The organism is Ferrovibrio sp. (genome assembly GCF_002796975.1).
GTDB lineage: Bacteria > Pseudomonadota > Alphaproteobacteria > Ferrovibrionales > Ferrovibrionaceae > Ferrovibrio.
Genome location: NZ_PEKV01000022.1, coordinates 1 through 18,476 on the forward strand (window position 1 = coordinate 1; position 18,476 = coordinate 18,476).

At 63.8% G+C, this 18,476-nt stretch carries 21 protein-coding genes; 2 read left to right on the forward strand and 19 right to left on the reverse strand.

Annotated features, from left to right (window positions below):
- The 6 genes from CTR53_RS20060 to rpmI all read right to left on the reverse strand — a co-directional run.
- On the reverse strand, positions 1–492 hold a 492-nt coding region (locus CTR53_RS20060), incomplete at its 3' end, for a tripartite tricarboxylate transporter substrate binding protein (protein WP_290817835.1).
- Between the two features lie 188 nt (positions 493–680).
- The gene (locus tag CTR53_RS20065; RefSeq protein ID WP_290817839.1) at positions 681–2,327 is read right to left on the reverse strand and encodes a hypothetical protein; all 1,647 of its coding nucleotides are present in this window, start codon (positions 2,325–2,327) and stop codon (positions 681–683) included.
- Positions 2,328–2,339: 12 nt separating this feature from the next.
- Entirely contained in the window at positions 2,340–4,748 is a 2,409-nt protein-coding gene (gene pheT / locus CTR53_RS20070; protein WP_290817842.1) for a phenylalanine--tRNA ligase subunit beta, read from the reverse strand.
- Positions 4,745–5,830, reverse strand: coding sequence for a phenylalanine--tRNA ligase subunit alpha (gene pheS / locus CTR53_RS20075; RefSeq protein ID WP_290817845.1), 1,086 nt, complete (start codon positions 5,828–5,830; stop codon positions 4,745–4,747). Before pheS ends, pheT begins: the two co-directional genes overlap by 4 nt.
- 102 nt (positions 5,831–5,932) lie before the next feature.
- On the reverse strand, positions 5,933–6,301 hold the full coding sequence (rplT, locus tag CTR53_RS20080) for a 50S ribosomal protein L20 (protein WP_290817847.1): 369 nt from the start codon (positions 6,299–6,301) through the stop codon (positions 5,933–5,935).
- 17 nt (positions 6,302–6,318) lie between these two features.
- Positions 6,319–6,519 (reverse strand): 50S ribosomal protein L35, encoded by a 201-nt coding sequence (rpmI, locus tag CTR53_RS20085; RefSeq protein WP_144068321.1) that lies wholly within the window; start codon positions 6,517–6,519, stop codon positions 6,319–6,321.
- Between the two features lie 756 nt (positions 6,520–7,275).
- On the opposite strand from rpmI, the gene CTR53_RS20090 reads away from it, so the two are divergent.
- Complete coding sequence (locus CTR53_RS20090; protein ID WP_290817850.1) at positions 7,276–7,971, forward strand: DEAD/DEAH box helicase; 696 nt, start codon at positions 7,276–7,278, stop codon at positions 7,969–7,971.
- 304 nt (positions 7,972–8,275) lie between these two features.
- Entirely contained in the window at positions 8,276–9,181 is a 906-nt protein-coding gene (locus CTR53_RS20095; RefSeq protein ID WP_290817853.1) for a methyltransferase domain-containing protein, read from the forward strand.
- Between the two features lie 183 nt (positions 9,182–9,364).
- Here CTR53_RS20095 and CTR53_RS20100 read toward each other — a convergent pair whose 3' ends face one another.
- The 13 genes from CTR53_RS20100 to coaBC form a co-directional block, all read right to left on the reverse strand.
- Positions 9,365–9,850: a F0F1 ATP synthase subunit B gene (locus CTR53_RS20100; RefSeq protein ID WP_290817856.1), complete on the reverse strand. Its 486-nt coding sequence runs from the start codon at positions 9,848–9,850 to the stop codon at positions 9,365–9,367.
- 15 nt (positions 9,851–9,865) lie between these two features.
- Entirely contained in the window at positions 9,866–10,360 is a 495-nt protein-coding gene (locus CTR53_RS20105; protein ID WP_290817859.1) for a F0F1 ATP synthase subunit B', read from the reverse strand.
- 5 nt (positions 10,361–10,365) lie between these two features.
- A complete protein-coding gene (locus CTR53_RS20110; protein ID WP_144068315.1) occupies positions 10,366–10,590 on the reverse strand; it encodes a F0F1 ATP synthase subunit C in 225 nt (74 codons plus the stop codon).
- 53 nt (positions 10,591–10,643) lie between these two features.
- The gene (locus tag CTR53_RS20115; RefSeq protein WP_290817862.1) at positions 10,644–11,411 is read right to left on the reverse strand and encodes a F0F1 ATP synthase subunit A; all 768 of its coding nucleotides are present in this window, start codon (positions 11,409–11,411) and stop codon (positions 10,644–10,646) included.
- A 1-nt stretch (position 11,412) separates the two neighbouring features.
- Entirely contained in the window at positions 11,413–11,793 is a 381-nt protein-coding gene (locus tag CTR53_RS20120) for an AtpZ/AtpI family protein (protein WP_290817864.1), read from the reverse strand.
- Positions 11,794–12,056: 263 nt separating this feature from the next.
- On the reverse strand, positions 12,057–12,650 hold the full coding sequence (locus CTR53_RS20125; RefSeq protein ID WP_290817867.1) for a PAS domain-containing protein: 594 nt from the start codon (positions 12,648–12,650) through the stop codon (positions 12,057–12,059).
- A gap of 96 nt (positions 12,651–12,746) precedes the next feature.
- The gene (locus CTR53_RS20130; protein ID WP_290817870.1) at positions 12,747–13,358 is read right to left on the reverse strand and encodes a PAS domain-containing protein; all 612 of its coding nucleotides are present in this window, start codon (positions 13,356–13,358) and stop codon (positions 12,747–12,749) included.
- A gap of 101 nt (positions 13,359–13,459) precedes the next feature.
- Positions 13,460–14,245, reverse strand: coding sequence for a hypothetical protein (locus CTR53_RS20135; RefSeq protein WP_290817873.1), 786 nt, complete (start codon positions 14,243–14,245; stop codon positions 13,460–13,462).
- Positions 14,246–14,375: 130 nt separating this feature from the next.
- Positions 14,376–15,134, reverse strand: coding sequence for a molybdopterin-synthase adenylyltransferase MoeB (locus CTR53_RS20140; RefSeq protein WP_290817876.1), 759 nt, complete (start codon positions 15,132–15,134; stop codon positions 14,376–14,378).
- A gap of 5 nt (positions 15,135–15,139) precedes the next feature.
- Positions 15,140–16,120: a cysteine synthase A gene (gene cysK, locus CTR53_RS20145; protein WP_290817879.1), complete on the reverse strand. Its 981-nt coding sequence runs from the start codon at positions 16,118–16,120 to the stop codon at positions 15,140–15,142.
- Positions 16,121–16,218: 98 nt separating this feature from the next.
- Entirely contained in the window at positions 16,219–16,671 is a 453-nt protein-coding gene (locus CTR53_RS20150) for an Rrf2 family transcriptional regulator (protein WP_290817882.1), read from the reverse strand.
- A gap of 3 nt (positions 16,672–16,674) precedes the next feature.
- Complete coding sequence (gene dut, locus CTR53_RS20155) at positions 16,675–17,163, reverse strand: dUTP diphosphatase (protein WP_290817885.1); 489 nt, start codon at positions 17,161–17,163, stop codon at positions 16,675–16,677.
- A complete protein-coding gene (coaBC, locus tag CTR53_RS20160) occupies positions 17,163–18,461 on the reverse strand; it encodes a bifunctional phosphopantothenoylcysteine decarboxylase/phosphopantothenate--cysteine ligase CoaBC (protein ID WP_290817918.1) in 1,299 nt (432 codons plus the stop codon). The genes dut and coaBC overlap by 1 nt, the downstream gene beginning before the upstream one ends.
- Between the last annotated feature and the right edge of the window lie 15 nt (positions 18,462–18,476).

Genomic DNA, 18,476 nt, shown 5'->3' on the forward strand with positions numbered 1-18,476 from the left:
GGCGCCGATGCCGGCATTGCCATAGGAGACCTTGCCGCCTTCCTTCTTCAGATGCGCGATCAGCTCCGGCAGGGTATTCGGCGGGAAGTCCTCGCGCGCGATGATGGTCATCGCCGAGTCAGTCAGCAGCGCGATCGGCGCGAAGGCGGTTTTGGTATCGTAGGGCAGCTTGCGATACAGCGTGGCGGCGGTCGAGATGCCGACATGATGCACCAGCAGCGTATGGCCGTCGGGTTCGGCGGTGGCGACGCGGTTGGCGCCGATGGTGCCGCCCGCACCGGTGGCATTTTCCACCACCACGGTATGATTGTTGAGCTGGCGCGACAGGCCCAGCGCGGTCAGGCGCGCGACCGTATCGGTCGGGCCGCCGGCGGCATAGGGCACGATCACGGTGATCGGCTTGCTCGGCCAGTTTTGCGCGAGCGCCGGGGCGGCGGCGAGAACGGGCAGCAGGGCTGCCGCAATGATGAATGGGCGCACGGGATGCTTCATGGTGGGGTTTCCTCCGTTTGTATTTATACGGAGAAGTTTACGCGGCGTACTCAGCAGGGGCCAATGCCGCTGTTGCCTCAGTCGATGCCGGGGCGGCATAGACCTCTATATCGTCATTCCCGCGAAGGCGGGGATCCAGAGCAGTGGCCCGACTGGGCTCCCGCTTTCGCGGGAGCGACGGAAAAGAACTACTGTCCCCGCTCCCATACCGCCTGGTCGGTGACGATGTAATCCACGCGGCCCTCACGCAGCAGGCGCAGCAGGTCAGAGGGTGCATCCAGCGCGGGTTCGTTGCCGATCTGCATGGCGCAGCCGAGCAGGCCGGGCAGCCAGCAGAGCGACTTATAGCTTTCGATCAGGCCATGCAGCAGCGGATGGCGCAGTTCGTCGACGATTTCGGCACTGACCGGATGCGTCGCCAGCGCCGGCAGCTGCGGCGCCCAGCGCGGCGCCAGCCTTGCCGCCAGCGCCGGATCGCGCCAGTCGGGCAGCAGTTCGGCCAGCGCAGCGCGCGACGCATACAGCGTCGGCCGGCTCCAGACCGGACGATCCAGCCGCGCATTCACCTGCGCCGGCAGATCGGCCTCCTTGCCGGCAAACAGCACCAGACGATTGACGCCGCCGCTGGCGCCGATGCCGCGGCCCTCGCCGATGGCGATCACCTTGCCGGCATTCAGCAAAGCGGCGGCGGCGTGCAGCGGATCGCGGCTGACCATGCGGCAGCCGGCATTACCCAGCACCGGATCGAGATCGCCGCTGTAATCGCGGCCCCAGGCAGCGTCGCGCAAAGGCCGGCGCTGGCGCAGCCAGGCCTCCAGGCCGTCCTGTTGCAACACCAGCGCCAGTGCGCCGCCCAGCGGCAGCGCGCTTTCATCGATTAGCTGCGCCGAGACGGCAACGCCCTCGCCCAGTCGCGTCTGCAGCTGCATCAGCAAAACCGGATCGGCCAGCAAAGGTCCGGCCAGCGCGACACGGCGCAGGCCATGGCGTTCCAGCAGTGCCTTGATGGCTTCGGCGAAGCGATCCGCCAGCAGCAGGCCGAGCGAGGCGGAGAGCAATTCCGGCGCCTGGCCTTCCGCCAGCCGGCGCAGCCAGCGCGCCGCACCGCCTTCGGCTGAGAAATCAGTGACGATATGTCCCTGCGCATCCACCTTTACATGGGCGCGGAAGGCTTCGCCGAAGATCGGTTCGCCCTGCAAACCGAGTGCAAACAGCGACGGCACATCCGGCAGGCCGAGGCCATCGAGCGCGAGGCCGACCAGCTGGCCGACCGACTCGCCCTCGCCGTCTTCCTGCAGCACGGCAAGGCGGCCGTATTTCAGCACGCGCGCCGCGCAGCCGGTCTGGTCGGCGGTGAAGACCAGCGTGTCGTCGGCCCAGGGCGCATCGGCCAGCGCCAGCATCGCGTAGGCCTCGTGGCGGCCGTAGAGCCGCGCCTGCACATGGCGGTTGAGGCCGAGATCGCCGGCGAGCAATCCGAGATCGAGCAGGCTGTCGGGTTTGGCACGGTTATGCTTGCGCGCTTCATCCGGCAGGCTGATCGGCGTGTCGCGACCGAGCAGGCTGCGCAAACCGCGGCCGACGCGACGCGGCAATGACAGCGCGCGGAAATGCCGGCCGGGGAACAGCCCCTGACTCAGCGCGAGACCGGCGATATCGCCAGCACGAATCCGTGCGATGTCGAGGCATACGTGGATTGCTTCGATAGGCAGACGCCCGCCATCTCTCGCCACGCCCGACAATCGCGCCAGCGGCACGGCGGCGAGCAGACGGCTGCCGTCGAAGACAGCGGCGCCGGCGTCCTGCCAACCGGAATGGACGCCGAGCACCAGCATTGTCGTGGCCGTCTACGCGCGGAGCGTGGCGCCGCAGGCCTTCTCGGCCGCCGCCACGATCTTTTTCGCCACCACCTCGATCTCGGCGTCGGTCAGCGTCTGCTGTTGCGGTTCCAGCCGCACGCTGATCGCCAGCGACTTCTTGCCCTCGGGAATCCCCGCGCCGGAGAAGATGTCAAACACGGAGGCCCGCGCGATCAGCGCCTTGTCAGAACCGCGCACGGCTTTCAGCAGGTTTTCCGCCTGTACCTCAGCATCGACGATGAAGGCAAAGTCGCGCTCCACCGCCTGCAGTTCCGACAGCTTCAGCGCCGGCCTGGTGCGCACGCCGGCCTTGCCGCGGCTGGCCGGGATGCGCTCGAGCCAGACCTCGAAGGCCACAACCGGGCCTTTGATATCCAGCTTCTGCAGCACGCGCGGATGCAACTCGCCGAAGGTGGCGAGAATGGTCTTGGGGCCGAGACGCAAGGTGCCGGAGCGGCCGGGATGATACCAGCCGGGCGCACCGTCCATCACCATCAGCGGAGCCGTGTCGACGCCAGCGGCGCTGAGTGCTGCCAGCGCATCGGCCTTGGCATCATAGCCATCGACATTGCGCGAACGGTCGCGCCAGTGCCGTGCGCCACTGGCGCCACGGCGCAAGCCGGTTGCCACGATCGACTGGCCATCCATGGCAACAGAGGCATATTGCGGCCCGATCTCGAACAGCGCGACATCCATCTGGCCGCGATCCATGTTGCGCTTCGCCGCCGCAATCAGGCCCGGCAGGATCGAGGGTCGCATCGTGTCCATATCGGCGCTGATCGGGTTGACCAGGCGCAGCTCCTCCTGCCCGCCGCCGAAGACTTCGGCCTCGGTGCTGCGGATGAACGAGTAGGTCACGGCTTCGGTGAGGCCACGCGCCGCCAGCGCGCGTCTTGCCATTCTGACCCGACGCTGCCCGGCCGAGACGGCCGGCGCCGGCACGGCGCGCAACGGCGGCAGCGGTTCGGCCGGAATGGCATCGAAACCATGCTGGCGCGCGATTTCTTCCACCAGATCGGCTTCGCCATCGATATCGGGACGCCAGCTCGGCACATCGACCGACAGCACGTCGCCGCGCTTGCTCACGGTGAAGCCGAGCGACTCCAGAATCCGCGTCTGTTCAGCCACCGGCAGGTCGAAGCCGACCAGACCGAGCAGGCGCGTCGGCCGCAGGGTGACGGTCTTCTTCCAGTCGGGCGCCTTGCCGGCCAGCACGATCTCGGAGGCCTCGCCGCCGCAGAGATCGAGGATCATCTGCGTGCCGACTTCGGCGCCGCTCACCACGAAAGCCGGATCGACAATGCGCTCGAAGCGATGGCGCGCATCGGAATGAATCCCGAGCTTGCGGCCGGTGGTGGCGGTGCGCACCGGATCGAACCAGGCAGATTCCAGAAACACTTCGGTGGTGTCGAACGAGCAGCCGGTATGTTCGCCACCCATCACGCCGCCCAGGCCTTCGGGGCCCGCTTCGTCAGCGATGACGGTGATGCCGTCATCCAGCACATATTCCTTGCCGTCCAGCGCCAGCAGCTTTTCGCCGCTTTTGGCCAGACGCGCGGTGATATTGCCCTTCACCTTGGCGGCATCGAAAACGTGCAGCGGCCGGCCGAGATCGTAGGTGAAGAAGTTGGTGACATCGACCAAAGCAGAAATAGGCCGAAGCCCGATGGCCTTGAGGCGCTGCTGCAGCCAGGCCGGCGACGGCCCGTTCTTGACGCCGCGAATGTAGCGCCCGGCGAAAACCGGGCAGGCGTTTTCCACGCCGGCCGGGAAATCGAGCGACACATTGATCGGACTCTTGAAGCTGCTCTTTACGTTGGGCACCGCATAAGGCTTGAGCGTGCCGAGGCCGGCCGCGGCCAGATCGCGCGCGATGCCGCGCACGCCCAGACAATCGCCGCGGTTCGGCGTCAGCTTGATCTCGATCACGGGATCATCAAGACCGAAGACCTTGGCCATCGGCATGCCAAGCGGCGTGTCGAGCGGCAGGTCGATAATGCCGGTATGTTCGTCGGTCAGCCCCATCTCGCGTTCGGAGCAGAGCATGCCGTTCGAGGCGACGCCGCGAATGGTGGTGGCCTTGAGCAGCAGCTGCGTGCCGGGTACGGTCGAGCCGGCGGGGGCGAAAATTCCCTTCATGCCGGTGCGCGCATTCGGCGCACCGCAGACGACCTGGATGGTTTCCGTGCCGGTGAAGACTTCGCAGACCCGCAGCTTGTCGGCATTGGGATGCTGCTCGGCCTTTTTCACTTCGGCCACGATGAAGGGCGCGAAGATCGCGGCACGATCCTCGATGCCTTCGACTTCGAGGCCGATGGCGGTCAGCTTCGCGGCGATCTCATCGAGCGAAGCCGTGGTGTCGAGATGGCTCTTGAGCCAGGCGAGCGTGAATTTCATCGCGCGACTCCCTGACCCAGCGTGGGCACATCAAGCGGCACGAAGCCGTAATGCTTGAGCCAGCGCAGATCGGCGTCGAAGAAGCTGCGCAGATCGGGAATGCCGTATTTCAGCATGGCAATGCGATCGATGCCCATGCCGAAGGCAAAGCCCTGCCATTCATTCGGATCGAGGCCGCAATATTCCAGCACCTTCGGATTGACCATGCCGGAGCCGAGAATTTCGAGCCAGTCGTTGCCCTCGCCGACGCGCAGCACGCCGCCGTCGCGCGAGCAGTTGATGTCCACTTCGGCCGAGGGTTCGGTGAAGGGGAAATAGCTCGGGCGGAAGCGCATCTTCACCTTGTCGGTCTCGAAGAAGGCCTTGCAGAATTCGGTCAGCACGCCTTTCAGGTGGCCCATATGGATGGCGCGGTCGATCACCAGACCCTCCACCTGATGGAACATCGGCGTGTGCGTCATGTCGTAGTCGCTGCGATAGGTGCGACCCGGCACGATGATGCGGTACGGCGGCGGACCGCCGCGCATGGTGCGCACCTGCACCGGCGAGGTATGCGTGCGCAGCACGATCTGTTCGCCATCGGCGCCGCGCTTGGGCAGATAGAAGGTGTCCTGCATCTGCCGCGCCGGATGCTCGGGCGGAATGTTCAGCGCCGTGAAATTGTGGAAGTCGTCCTCGATATCCGGGCCTTCGGCGATGTTGAAACCCATCGCGGCGAAAATCTCGGTGATCTCGTCGATCACCTGGCTGACCGGATGGATGCGGCCGGCCTGCTCGGCGCTCTCGCTGAGCGGCAGCGTCATATCCAGCGTTTCAGCCTTCAGACGCGCATCGATGGCGGCATCGGCCAGCACGGTCTTGCGCGCGTCGAGCGCAGCACCGAGGCGATCCTTCACTTCATTGAGCTGCTGCGCGCGCGCCTTGCGGTCGTCGGGCGACAGTGCGCCGAGTTCCTTCAGCGCCGCTGAGAGCCAGCCCTTCTTGCCGAGCACGGCAAGGCGGACCTCTTCGAGCGCGTCCAGGGTCTGCGCAGTGGCGACGGCGCTTTCGGTTTCAGCGGCCAGCCGGGCGATCTCGGTCATCGGGACTCTTCTTGTTGTTCAGTGCGGACAAAAACAAAGGGGGCCGTGGTGACGGCCCCCTTCGCAAACGGTCGCTTGAATTGAATTGCGCGTGCGGGCCGATCAGGCCGCCGAGGCAGGCAGGGCCGCTTTGGCCTGCGCCACCAGGGCGTTGAAAGCCTCGGGCTCATGCACGGCGAGATCGGCCAGAACCTTGCGGTCGATGTCGATGCCGGCGAGCGCGAGGCCGTTGATAAATCGGCCGTAGGTCAGACCCTGTTCGCGGGCCGCAGCGTTGATGCGCTGGATCCAGAGCGAACGGAAGTTGCGCTTCTTGGCGCGACGGTCGCGGAACGCATACTGAAGGCCCTTTTCGACCTTCTCGATCGCGACGCGGAATACAGTGGAATTGCGGCCACGATAGCCCTTGGCGAGCTTCAGGACCTTCTTGTGGCGGGCATGGGCGGTAACGCCCCGCTTAACACGTGCCATGTCAGTGTCTCCTTAACTCAGGCGTTTGGCAGGTAGTTCTTGATGATCTTGCGCGCATCGCCTTCGAACACCACGGCGGTGCCGCGATGATTCCGGATCTGCTTGTTGGTGCGCTTGATCATGCCGTGACGCTTGCCCGCATGGGCACGCTTCACCTTACCGGTCGCCGTGAGCTTGAAGCGCTTCTTGGCCGAGCTCTTGGTCTTCAACTTGGGCATTTCATATACCTCCGAGGTATGGAGTGATCTTCAAGACGAACTCGGCAGCCCTTCCAGCCGGAACGCCCGATACGTAGAGCGCGCGGTTTTAGCGGCCAATCCCCCCAATTGCAAGGCGCATTGCCGGGCGGACTGCGGGCCGGATCGTCCCGCGCGGGGAGGTCAGGCTTCCGTAAGGGAAAGTCCGATGGCAAACGGCCTTAACGAAGCTGGACCGTAGCCGGATTAACCATTTTCAGGGCGTTTCCCGAGTCCTTTTCCGGGCCGGCCGAGTCGCCGCCCGATAAGGGTGTTTCCACCCGTTTGCCGGTACGGCAAAGCTGCCATGCGCCCGATGCGGGAGTGCCACAGCATGACTGTGGAAATCACTGCCATCTGCTTGAAAAAGCACATTCTTGTCACCACATCAGTGCGGAAAGGCAGGCGCGAAAAAATGACGTTTTTGGCGGTTTTTACCCGATTGTCGCACCACGTTGTTTCGCGCTTGCAAAACAGGGAACGACCGCTAGTATCACGCGGGTTCGCGGTACCCCGCCGGACGCCGCCGTGCCTCCTGACTATGGCTTCCGTGACAAAAACCCCCGTTCGCCGCCGCGTGTTAAGCGCTGCCGGACAAGGAAAAAATTGTCACTCAGGACCAGTTTCAGGTGTTACGGTCGCAAGTGGTATCCCTGCCGCGTAACTAACCTTTGCAGGCCTATGTTGAGCAACAGCCAATTTTCCTCCCTTGATCTCGTTGAACCCATCCAGCGCGCCTTGACGGCTGAAAAGCACGTCGCGCCAACGCCGATCCAGGCCAAGGCCATTCCGCATCTGCTGCAGGGCCGCGACCTGCTGGGCCAGGCCGAAGCCGGTGCCGGCAAGACCGTCGCCTTCACGCTGCCGATCCTGCAGCATCTGTCGATCGACCGTCATCCTGCCGGTCCGCGCAAGGTGCGCGCGCTGATCCTGACCACGTCGCGTGAGCGCGTGCAGCATATCCAGGAAAGCTTCCGCGCTTACGGCCGCTTCGTGCGCCTGTCCCAGGTCACCGTCTATGAAGGCCCGGGCAAGGCCGCGCAGGCGCAGGCTCTGAGCCGCGGCATCGACATCCTGATCGGCACCCCCGGCCGCGTGGTCGAACTGATCAATGCCGGCCAGCTGGAGCTGAACAAGCTCGAGATCATGGTGCTGGACGAGACCGACCGCATGCTGGAACTGGGCGTCACCAACGAACTGCGCGCCATCTTCGAGGCCGCGCCGACCGAACGCCAGACCATCGTGTTCGCCACCACGCTGCCGGCCGAGATCAAGCAGCTGGCCGACAACCTGCTGACCGATCCGGTCACCGTGCTGGCCAATCCGCCGGCGCCGCGCCTGATCACCACCGCCCAGTCGGCCCGCATCCGCGACACCGAGGCCCGCCGCCGGGTGCGCGACCTGCTGCCCGAACGCATGGCCAGCCGCCGTTAAAGACTGGCGTCGCTAAAAGCGCCGCAGCCTGACGATCGGCGATCCCGTTCTTAGTCAAAAGAACTGGGCCGAAGGAACGGTAACCAAATCTAAAGTATAAGCCGCGCCCGCCCTCACCGGCGGGCGCTTGCTTATGGGCAAACCCTGCGCCAGTGTTTTCACACGGGGCGGAATGTTGAAGCCTGCGTTTGGCAACCGAAAATCAACCATGCCGGCGCTACAGCATGCTGTCCGAGTCTGAATCCTGGGTACGGCTTTGGTGGCGAAGGAGAATCCTGAGCAGTCTGATGAGTCCGCCGGCGACATGAGCTGGCGCGACAAACTGCGTGCCTGGTGGCATGGCGATGACTATGTCATGCGCCATATGGTGAAGGATTACTCGACCCAGCCGGTCGCCGACGAGCTGCCAACCGATGATGCGCCCAAAGAGGTGCCAAGCATCGACAGCTGGTCGCCCCGCCGTCTGCAGGTGGCACAGAAGCTGTTCGGCGAAGGCTTCAACCAGCCCGGCGGCGAAGAGCTGCTGAAGCCGCTGACCGCACCGCTCGGCCTCAATCCCAATATGTCGATCACCGAACTGGGCAGCGGCATGGGCGGCATGACCCGCCTGATGGCACGCGACAATCTGTGGATCGATGCCTATGAGCCGGATCCGGATCTCGCGGCCGTGTCGATCGAACTGGCGAAAAGCCAGGGCGTGAAGCAGCGCGCCAATATCAAGACCACGCCGCTGGACGACATCAGCTTCAAGCGCAAGAGCGTCGACGTCTTTCTCTCGAAGGACGGATTGATGAGCGTGCAGGACAAACGCCTGCTGCTCGCCAAGCTGCGCGCCGCCATGAAGCCGGGCGGCCAGCTCATGTTCACCGACTTCCTGCTGACCGGCTCGACCGAAAGCCGCGTCTATGAAGTCTGGTGGGACCGCGAACCGGTGAAGCCGCATCTGCTGACGCCCGAAGGCCTGCAGGCTGAACTGGAAAGCCTCAACTTCGTGATCTGCTACATGGAAGATGTCACCCACGAGCTGAAAGCCGCGGTGATCGAGTCCTTTGGCCGCTATGCCGATGAAGTGAAGCTGCGCGGCAAGTCGATGGACGAGAACGAGCGCGAATGGGCGATCTGCGAAGGCGAACACTGGGCGATCCGCCTCAGCGCCATGGACGCCAACGTGATCCGGCTCTACCGCGTGTTCTGCCGCACGGTGGATTGACGCTTCCGCAGCACATCAGAAGTCTCCAGCGTATCCTCCCATCGTCATCCCCGCGAACGCGGGGATCCAGCACAGCGGATCGACTGGGTTCCCGCTTTCGCGGGCACGACGAAAAGAAGATCACACAAGAAAAAAGGGCCGCATCGCTGCGGCCCTTTTCATGTGCGTGTCTGAAGCGAAAGCTTAGTGCAGCTTGGCCTTCACATCGCCGATGGCACGGTCGATCTGCGCGGCCGCGGCAGCACCCTGCAGCGACTGGGTCAGCACCGCACCGGCAGCGGCCACGGCGATTTCCACCGCGGTGTCGCGCACTTCCTGCACGGCCTGCTTTTCGGCCTGGGCGATCTTGTCCTCGGCCTGCTTGCGGCGACGCTCCAGGCTGGCCTTCAGGTCAGCCTCGGTCTCCTTCAGCAGGACCTTCGCTTCGGCTTCCGCCGCCGCGACGATCTCCTCGGCTTCCTTCAGGGCATTGCGCTGCTTGCGCTGATACTCGGCGAACAGATGCTGCGCGTCCTGGTGCAGCTTCTCGGCCTCGTCCAGATCCTTCTTGATGCGGGCGGCGCGCTCGTCGAGCTGCCCCAGCACCTTACCCGGAACCTTCAGATAGAAGATCAGGGCGAAGAACAGGACGAAGGCGACGAGAACCCAGAATGTCGGATCATGAAGCATGTCTGACCTCCCGGGTTACGCGCTGCGCTTGGCGAGTGCCTGGTCAACGGCGGTCGAAACCGCGTCGTTGCCGGGCGCCGTGCCGCTGATGCGGGCCACGACTTCCGAAGCTGCCTCGGCCGCAACCGACTTCAGCTGGCTCAGGGCCTGCTGCTTGGCCGCGAGGATGCTGGCTTCCGCCGCCTTGGTCCGCTCGGCGATCTCGGCTTCGAGCTTGGCCTTGGTCGCCGCCTGTTCGGCGGAGATCCTGGCGCGGGTCTCGCCGGCTATGGCCTGGGCCTTCGCCCGGGCGGTTGCCAGCGCCTGCTCGTAGTCGGCGATCGCCTTCTCAGTCTCGCGCTTCAGCCGTGCCGCTTCCTCGAGGTCTTGTTCGAGACGCTTGCGGCGCCCGTCCACCACCTCAGCCACGCGCGGCAGCGCCACCTTTGCCATCAGCACATAGAGCAGGGCAAAGGTGATCAGCAGCCAGACGAGCTGCGGCAGGAAAGTGGCTGTTTCGAGCTGAGGCATTTAGCTCAGACGAACAGGATCAGCAGCGCGATCAGCAGCGCGAAGATGCCGAGCGCTTCGGTCACCGCGAAGCCGAGCATCAGGTTGCCGAACAGCTTCGGGGCAGCGCCCGGATTGCGCAGCGCGCCGTTGAGGAAGTTCGCGAAGATCAGACCCACGCCGATCGCGGCGCCGCCCATGCCGATTGCAGCAATGCCGGCACCGATCATCTTGGCAGAAGCAAGATCCATAATACTCATCCTTCTCTTGGGTTAACTGGTTGGTTGAACTTAAACAGATACGCTTAGTGATGTTCCATGTTCACAGCCTCAGCCAGGTAGAGGCAGGTGAGGATGGCGAAAACATAGGCCTGCAGGAAGGCGATCAGGAATTCCAGCGCGGTGAGCGCGGTCACCATGATCAGTGGAAGAATGCCCGAGGCCGACAGCACGCCGCCCATGCCGATCATCGACGCGACGAAGCCGGCAAACACCTTCAGCGTGGTGTGCCCTGCCAGCATGTTGGCGCAGAGACGCAAGCTGAGCGAAATCGGGCGCGAGAGATACGAGATGATCTCGATCGGCACGATGATCGGCGCGAGCCACATCGGCACGCCGGCCGGCATGAAATGGGTGAAGAAGTGGATGCCGTTGCGCGCAATGGCAACCACGGTGACGCCGAGGAACACCGTGATGGCGAGCGCGAAGGTGACGATGATGTGGCTGGTCACCGTGAAGCTGTAGGGCACCATGCCGAGCATGTTTGCCATCAGCACGAAGATGAACAGCGTGAAGATGAAGGGGAAATACTGGCGGCCGTTCGGGCCGACGTTTTCACGCACCATGTTGGCGACGAATTCGTAGGAGAGTTCCGCCACCGACTGCAGCCGGCCCGGCACCAGTTCGCGCTGGCGCATGCCGTAGACCATCAGCAGCACGGCGCAGAGCGCGCTCAGCACCATGAACAGCGAAGCGTTGGTGAAGGAAAAAGCTTGAAGCTGGCCGCCATCGCCGCAGAAGGCGAGACACTTGACCTTGAACTGTTCAAGCGGGCTGTGATGTTCGGCTGCCACCTTAATCCCCTTCTTTCTTTACGCCGCGCTCACTGTCGGCGAGCTGCGCGCGCTGTATTGCCATTCCCGTGCGGATCGCCGACCACATGGCCGTGGCAATGCCGAGCAGGATAAATCCCACCAGCCCCCAGGGTGCCGTCCCGAACCAGCGGTCGATCCACCAGCCGATGAAGACACAGACGCCGACCGCCGCGACCATCTCGATCGCCAGCGACCAGGCCTTGCCGATATTCCGCACCTGGGCGGGATCGGCATCCGGACGCCGCGAGGCCGTTTCGGCTGCCTTCCTGACCCGGACCGCTTCGAGATCGCGGTCGAGCCGGGCGAGCGCCGGATCGTCGGCATCGCTGCGTGCTGGTGTCGGTCGATCCTGTTCGGCCATGGACGAATACCCCCGGCGCCAGAGGCGACCGCCCCCAGAAAGCGCGCGCACCATAGAAACAGGGTGAGTCAGCGTCAAGCCGGCGGCCGGGCCCGTTTCAGTTAAGAAACACTCGCATGTGCCAAATCAACCCTCTAGCAAGACTAGGGTTTTTCTGACCTATTCGCGAAAGTCGCGGGGCAGCATTGTACGCCCTGCCGGTGCCTCGCCCGAGGCCTGGCCAGCTGCGACAATCTGCCACAGCGATGCGACTCGAATGGCCTTTAAGGCGCCGCTGAGGGCAATCCGGAGCAGGGATAATAGGTGACGTCCGGCCCGACGGAGGGCGGCAGGTTGGCCTGGGTGACCGGATTGAAGTGATAGAGCGACATGCCGACGATACCCCAGGGGCCGCCCGCGCCATCGCTCAAGGGCACGACCAGCCGCTCGGCGCTCTTTTCCTGGCGCTCGGCCGGTTCGATACGGCGGTGGCCGACATGGACGGCCGGCGTGAACAGGATGCGGCGATAGATCTGCTTGGCGGTGGTGGCGCTGGCCGGCGGCATGAACTCGTCGGGCCGCTTGCCGGTGATGCTGGCGCCCCAAGCCTCGTTGACCCGTTCACCGGCCAGGCGAAAGATGAAGCTGTCTTCGTCGGGGAGATACTGGGCGAGCCAGATATGGGCCAAGCAGGCCCGGATCGCGACCGGATCCAGGGCGGCACGCGGCATAATCAATCCCGGCTTTCCGTCATCAGACTGGCGATTCTCGGCCCAGTGCCGCAGCAGCTGCAGGAAACGCGGGTCGCGGAAAACCGGCCAGTGGCCCGGCTCGGCCACCTCGCCTTCCACAACGCCCCTGTCACCCTGCCCCGACATCCCCGCCCCCGACCTGTCGGAATGCTAGGCGAGGGTTAGCGGGCCGTCGATGCACCTGCGGGTAGAAAAACGGAAACCTGCGTCGGGGAGGAGGGGTCAGGGAAGGGTCTGCGGCAGGGTATTGCAATCGTAGAAGGTGACGTTGCCCTGGATGTCGCGCGGGTCGCCAAAGGTGATCTGCTTGCCGAGATGATAGATGGTGACGCCGAAAATGCCGTAGGGGCTGCCGTCATCGCGCGACAGCGGCACGATCAGCCGGTCGGCGCTCTGCGTCACGCCGTCATTGGGCAGGATACGCCGCTGGCTGAACTGCACCGCCGGCATCATCAGCATGCTGCGATAGAGCAGCAGCACGCGATCCCTGATCGCGGCCGGCATGATCGAACTGACCCGCTTGCCGATCAGGCTCTGGCCCCAGGCCTGGTTGACGCCCTCGCCCGACAGCGTGCAGACGAAGTCATCCTCGTCGGGCAGATACTGATAGATCCAGACATTGGGCAGGCAATTGCGGATCGCGCCGGGATCGATCGCGCTGCGTGGCGTCCGCACGCCCGGTTTTCCGTCAACAGATTGGCGGCGTTCGGCCCAGTGCCGCAGCACATGCAGGAAACGCGGCTCCTGCAGATCCGGCCAGCAGCCGGGCGGCGCCATGGTTGCTTCGCAGGCGAAGGCGTCGACGACGCCCGCCTTCTCCAGATACGCCTGCATATTCCCCCATACCCCGTAGATCTTATTCTGATCTCTAACCGGGATGATAGGTTACAACGACGGCGTGTGATTTAGCCCTGCGGGAGTAAAACAGATGATGTCTAACGCTTATCCAAATCAAGGTCGGCAAGAGTCTGGCGAATGCTATTGGTCAGCATGTCCTGCAGCGTGAACCGAATCTCCGCTTGTTGTTGCGGGGAAATTTCGCCCAACGTCTCATGCCACCATGCGTCGGGCGCAGAGCGGATCACTTGCCCTTTGGCGGTCCGACTGCCCAGTACTGCCTTGGTGCGGCCATCCAGCAGAATTAAACGGTAGCCAGTATGCAGCCAATGGCTATGAATGATGCCCATCATCGTAGAGCGTCGCGCCAACCCGATGCCGTAAAACTGGTTTGTGCCTTGGTTGATAAGATTGTCGGGTATAAAAACGAGATATAAGTCCGCTCCGCTCTCATATCCCAATGCGTCGGCTGGAAAGGCCTCGTACGTTTTGCTATCGAACATTTCGCTGTAGATGGCAGGCGTCTTTGCAAAACCTGAAGCGAATGCCTCAGACATTGTTCGATACTGTATCGGCCCTTGAATCTTGTCCGTATTTAGCCTGGCGTTGATTATATGATATTTAGCAGCCAGTGTTTCCTTGACGGCAGTTTCCATCGTCTCCGGCAGCTTCCAGTCCTGCACCGATGCCTTGTTATAAGTGCTTCCGAGGCCATAGTGCGCCAGGTTGTCCAGGTAAAATTCGTCACCGATACCTATCGCCACGCCAATCGTTGTCGTGTTCTGCGGAATCGCAACAGGCGCTTCCTGACGAGCACAGGCCGTCAGCATCGCTGCAAGCACGATTAAAACATACCTGACCATAGCCACCTCTCGCAGATTCAATTTCTCGAATCCTATGAATGCGAGAAGCAAAGCTCAACCATAGCGGCACAGAAACGAACGCGTATTGCGCTCAGCAGGAATCAATTACTAGTATGCTGCATACCCATGTCCGCAATCCTGCGCAGGAAATCTACGTAATGCCGCAGATCTTACAGTGCGGATCGCGGCGCAGGCGCACGGTGCGGATATCGCCGCGCAATGCGTCATACAACAGGAGACGACCCGAGAGGCTGTCGCCCAGTTCGAGCAACTCCTTCACGACCTCCAGCGCCTGCAGGCTGCCCATCACGCCGCCGAGCGCACCGAGCACGCCGGCTTCGGAGCAGGCCGGCACGCTGCCGGGCGGCGGCGGTTCGGGGAAGACGCAGCGATAGCAGGGATGCGGCTCGCCCTGATACGCCTTGAAGGTCGAGAGCTGGCCGTCGAAACGCAGGATCGCCGCGGTCACCAGAGTCTTCTTCAGCCTGTAGCAGGTGTCGTTGACCAGGAAGCGCGTGTCGAAATTGTCGCTGCCATCGGCAATCAGGTCGTAAGCGCCGATCAGTGCGTCGGCATTCCCGGGCGTCAGCCGCTCGGTATGCTCGATCACGCGCACATGCGGATTGATCGCCGCGATGCCGATGGCGGCGCTTTCGGTCTTCCTGCGGCCGATATCCTCGGTGCCATGCAACACCTGCCGCTGCAGATTGGACAGCGACACCGTGTCGTCATCGACGATGCCGAGCGTCCCGATACCAGCCGCAGCCAAATATAAAAGCAGCGGCGAGCCGAGGCCGCCGGCGCCGATCACCAGCACGCGCGCTTTCTTCAGCGCCTGCTGGCCCGCGCCGCCGACTTCCGGCAGGATGATATGCCGGGAATAGCGCTCCAGTTCGTCTGGGCCGAACACAGGGCTTACAGACCGTCGAACAAAGCCGTGGAGAGATAGCGTTCGGCGAAGGACGGAATGATCACCACCACCGTCTTGCCTTCCATGCCGGGCCGCGCCGCCACTTCAAGGCCAGCCGCCACTGCAGCACCCGAAGAGATGCCGGCCGGAATGCCTTCCAGCCTGGCCATGCGGCGCGAGGTCTCGAAGGCAGTCTCGTTGCCGATGGTAATCGTCTCGTCGATCAGTCTGGTATCCAGATTGCCCGGGATGAAACCGGCGCCGATACCCTGAATCTTGTGCGGGCCGGGCTTGCCGCCCGAGATCACCGCGCTGTCTTCCGGCTCGACCGCGATCATGCGCAGGCCAGGCTTCTTCTGCTTCAGCACGCTGCCGACGCCGGTCAGCGTGCCGCCGGTGCCGACGGCGGAGATCACCGCATCGACCTTGCCGGCAGTGTCGACCCAGATTTCCTCCGCCGTGCTGTTGCGGTGGATTTCCGGATTGGCCGGATTCTCGAACTGCTGCGGCATCACGCTGCCTGGGATTTCCTTCAGCAATTCGTCGGCGCGCGCCAGCGCACCCTTCATGCCGAGGCCCGGCGGTGTCAGTTCCAGTTCGGCGCCGAGGAAGCGCAGCATCTTGCGGCGTTCCAGCGACATGCTTTCCGGCATCACCAGAATGAGGCGATAGCCTTTCGCGGCAGCGACGAAGGCCAGCGCAATGCCGGTATTGCCCGAGGTCGGCTCGATGATGGTGGCACCGGGCTTCAGCGTGCCGGCGTGTTCCATCGCCTCGATCATGGCGATGCCGATGCGGTCCTTCACCGAATTCAGCGGATTGAAGAATTCCAGCTTGGCCAGCAGTTCGGCGCGCGCGCCGGACTCTTTCGCCAGCCGGTTGATGCGCACCAGCGGCGTGGCGCCGATGGTGTCGACGATCGAGTCATACACCCTGCCACGCGGCGGGTTGAAATGCGGAATCTTGTTCGGCCGGGCTTCGGTCATGATGGTCCCCTTCAGTCGTCATTCCCGCGAAAGCGGGAATCCCATCTTTTACGTCACCAAATGGGATGCCGGGTCAAAGCCCGGCATGACGGACAATGTTAGATGGCGAAATTATCCGCGCCCTCGAGCTGCGCGGCGAAACCGCTGGTCTCGGCGCGGGCGCACAGGTCGTCCAGCGTGATTTTATCGATGCGCGCGAGAATCGCGGCCTGGCATTCCTCCCAGATCGGCTGCACCGTGCGCTTGCCGAGTTCGGAGCCAGCGGTGAAATCCTCCTCGCCATCGGCATCGAGTTCCGAGACGATGCGCACCACCTCGCCCACCGTGATGCGACGGCGTTCGCGCGCCAGCGTGTAGCCGCCGCGCGGACCGCGCACACCCTTCAGGATGCCGTTGCGGACCAGATGCTGCATCACCTGTTCGAGATAGCGCTGCGGCACATTCTGCCGCTCGGCGATATCCTTGGACTGCACCGGTTCGGGCCGCGCATGGAAGGCGATATCGACCACCGCTTCCAGCGCATGCATGGTGCGTCGCGTACACTTCAACATGGCTCAGTCTCCTGCTGCAGTCTTTTGGGGCGTCGAGACACCCGTCGAACCGAAACCGCCGGCGCCGCGCTGGGTTTCCGGCAGTTCCTGCACGGGTACCCATTCCACGCGGCTGTAGGCGGCGACGATCATCTGGGCGATGCGCTCGCCGCGATTGATGGTGAAAGGCGCATCGCCGTGATTGATCAGGATGACGCCGACCTCGCCGCGGTAATCCGCATCCACGGTGCCGGGCGAATTGAGCACGGTGATGCCCTGCTTCAGCGCCAGGCCGGACCGCGGCCGCACCTGCGCCTCGAAACCGGGCGGCACGGCAATGCTCAGGCCGGTCGGGATCAGTTTGCGTTCGCCGGGCTTCAGCGTGACCGGTTCGGAAACGGCAGCGAGCAGATCGAAACCGGCGGCATCCTGCGTGGCATAGGCCGGCAGCGGCAGGCCGGCGCCGTGCGGCAATTGCTTGATCGGCACATGCAGGGGAACCGGACGGGTCATCACGAACCTTTCTTCGCGTTCTTCTTGGACGAATTTTCACTAAAGGCGGCGGCAATGCGCTCGGCCAGCCGCGCGGCCACCTCGGGCTTGCTCATGCGCGGCCAGTCTTCCACAGCATTGGCCGTCACCAGATGCACGGCATTGCTGTCGCCGCCAAAGGTCTGCGTGCCTTCGGACACATCGTTGGCCAGAATCCAGTCGCAACCCTTGTTGCTGAGCTTCTTCTGCGCATGCGCGACGACGTTTTCGGTCTCAGCAGCGAAGCCCACCACCAGCGCCGGCCGGCGCTTGGCATCGGTGGTGGCGATGGCGCGCAGGATGTCGGGATTCTCTGCGAGTTTCAGTGTCGGCGGCAGGTCGCCGCTTTTCTTCAGCTTCTGCGGCGCCTCGACCGCGACGCGCCAGTCGGCCACAGCGGCGGCAGCGACGAAGATATCGACCGGAAGATCGAGGAAGCAGGCCGAGAACATGTCGCGCGCCGCTTCGACATGCACGGTCTTCACGCCCGGCGGATCGGGCAGTGATACAGGCCCCGTGACCAGCGTCACCTCAGCGCCGCGCGCCGCAAGGGCAGCGGCAATCGCATGGCCCTGCTTGCCCGAAGACCGGTTGGCGATATAGCGCACCGGATCGATCGGCTCATGTGTGGGCCCGGAGGTCACGATGGCGCGCCGACCTTTCAGATCCTGCCTGAGCGGGGCAACAGACGCATTCGCCGAACGCGGCTGCACCAGGGTCAGATGCTTCGGCAGTGGCTTGCCGAACTGCGCCTCGATGGCGGCGACGATTTCCAGCGGCTCGCTCATGCGGCCGGGGCCGTATTCGCCGCAGGCCATCTCGCCCTCGTTCGGCCCGATGAAGGCAACACCATCGGCTTTCAACTGCGCGATGTTCCGTTGCGTCGCCGGGTGATGCCACATGCGCACATTCATTGCCGGCGCCACCAGCACCGGCTTGTCGGTGGCCAGCAGCAAGGTCGTCGCCATGTCGTCGGCCAGGCCATTGGCCATGCGGGCGAGAATATTGGCCGTCGCCGGCGCGACCACGACGAGGTCGGCATCGCGCGACAATTCGATATGGCCCATCTCGGCTTCGTCGGTCAGCGAGAAGATGTCGGTGGAGACCTTTTCGCCCGACAGCGAGGCCAGTGTGAGGGGCGTGACGAACTGCTCGGCGGCCTTTGTCATGGCGCAGCGCACGCTGACGCCACGCTCGGCCAGGCGCCGGATCAGGTCCGGCACCTTGAAAGCGGCAATGCCGCCGGAAACCACCAGCAGGATGCGCTTGCCCTTGAGCATCGTTTCCACCTCATC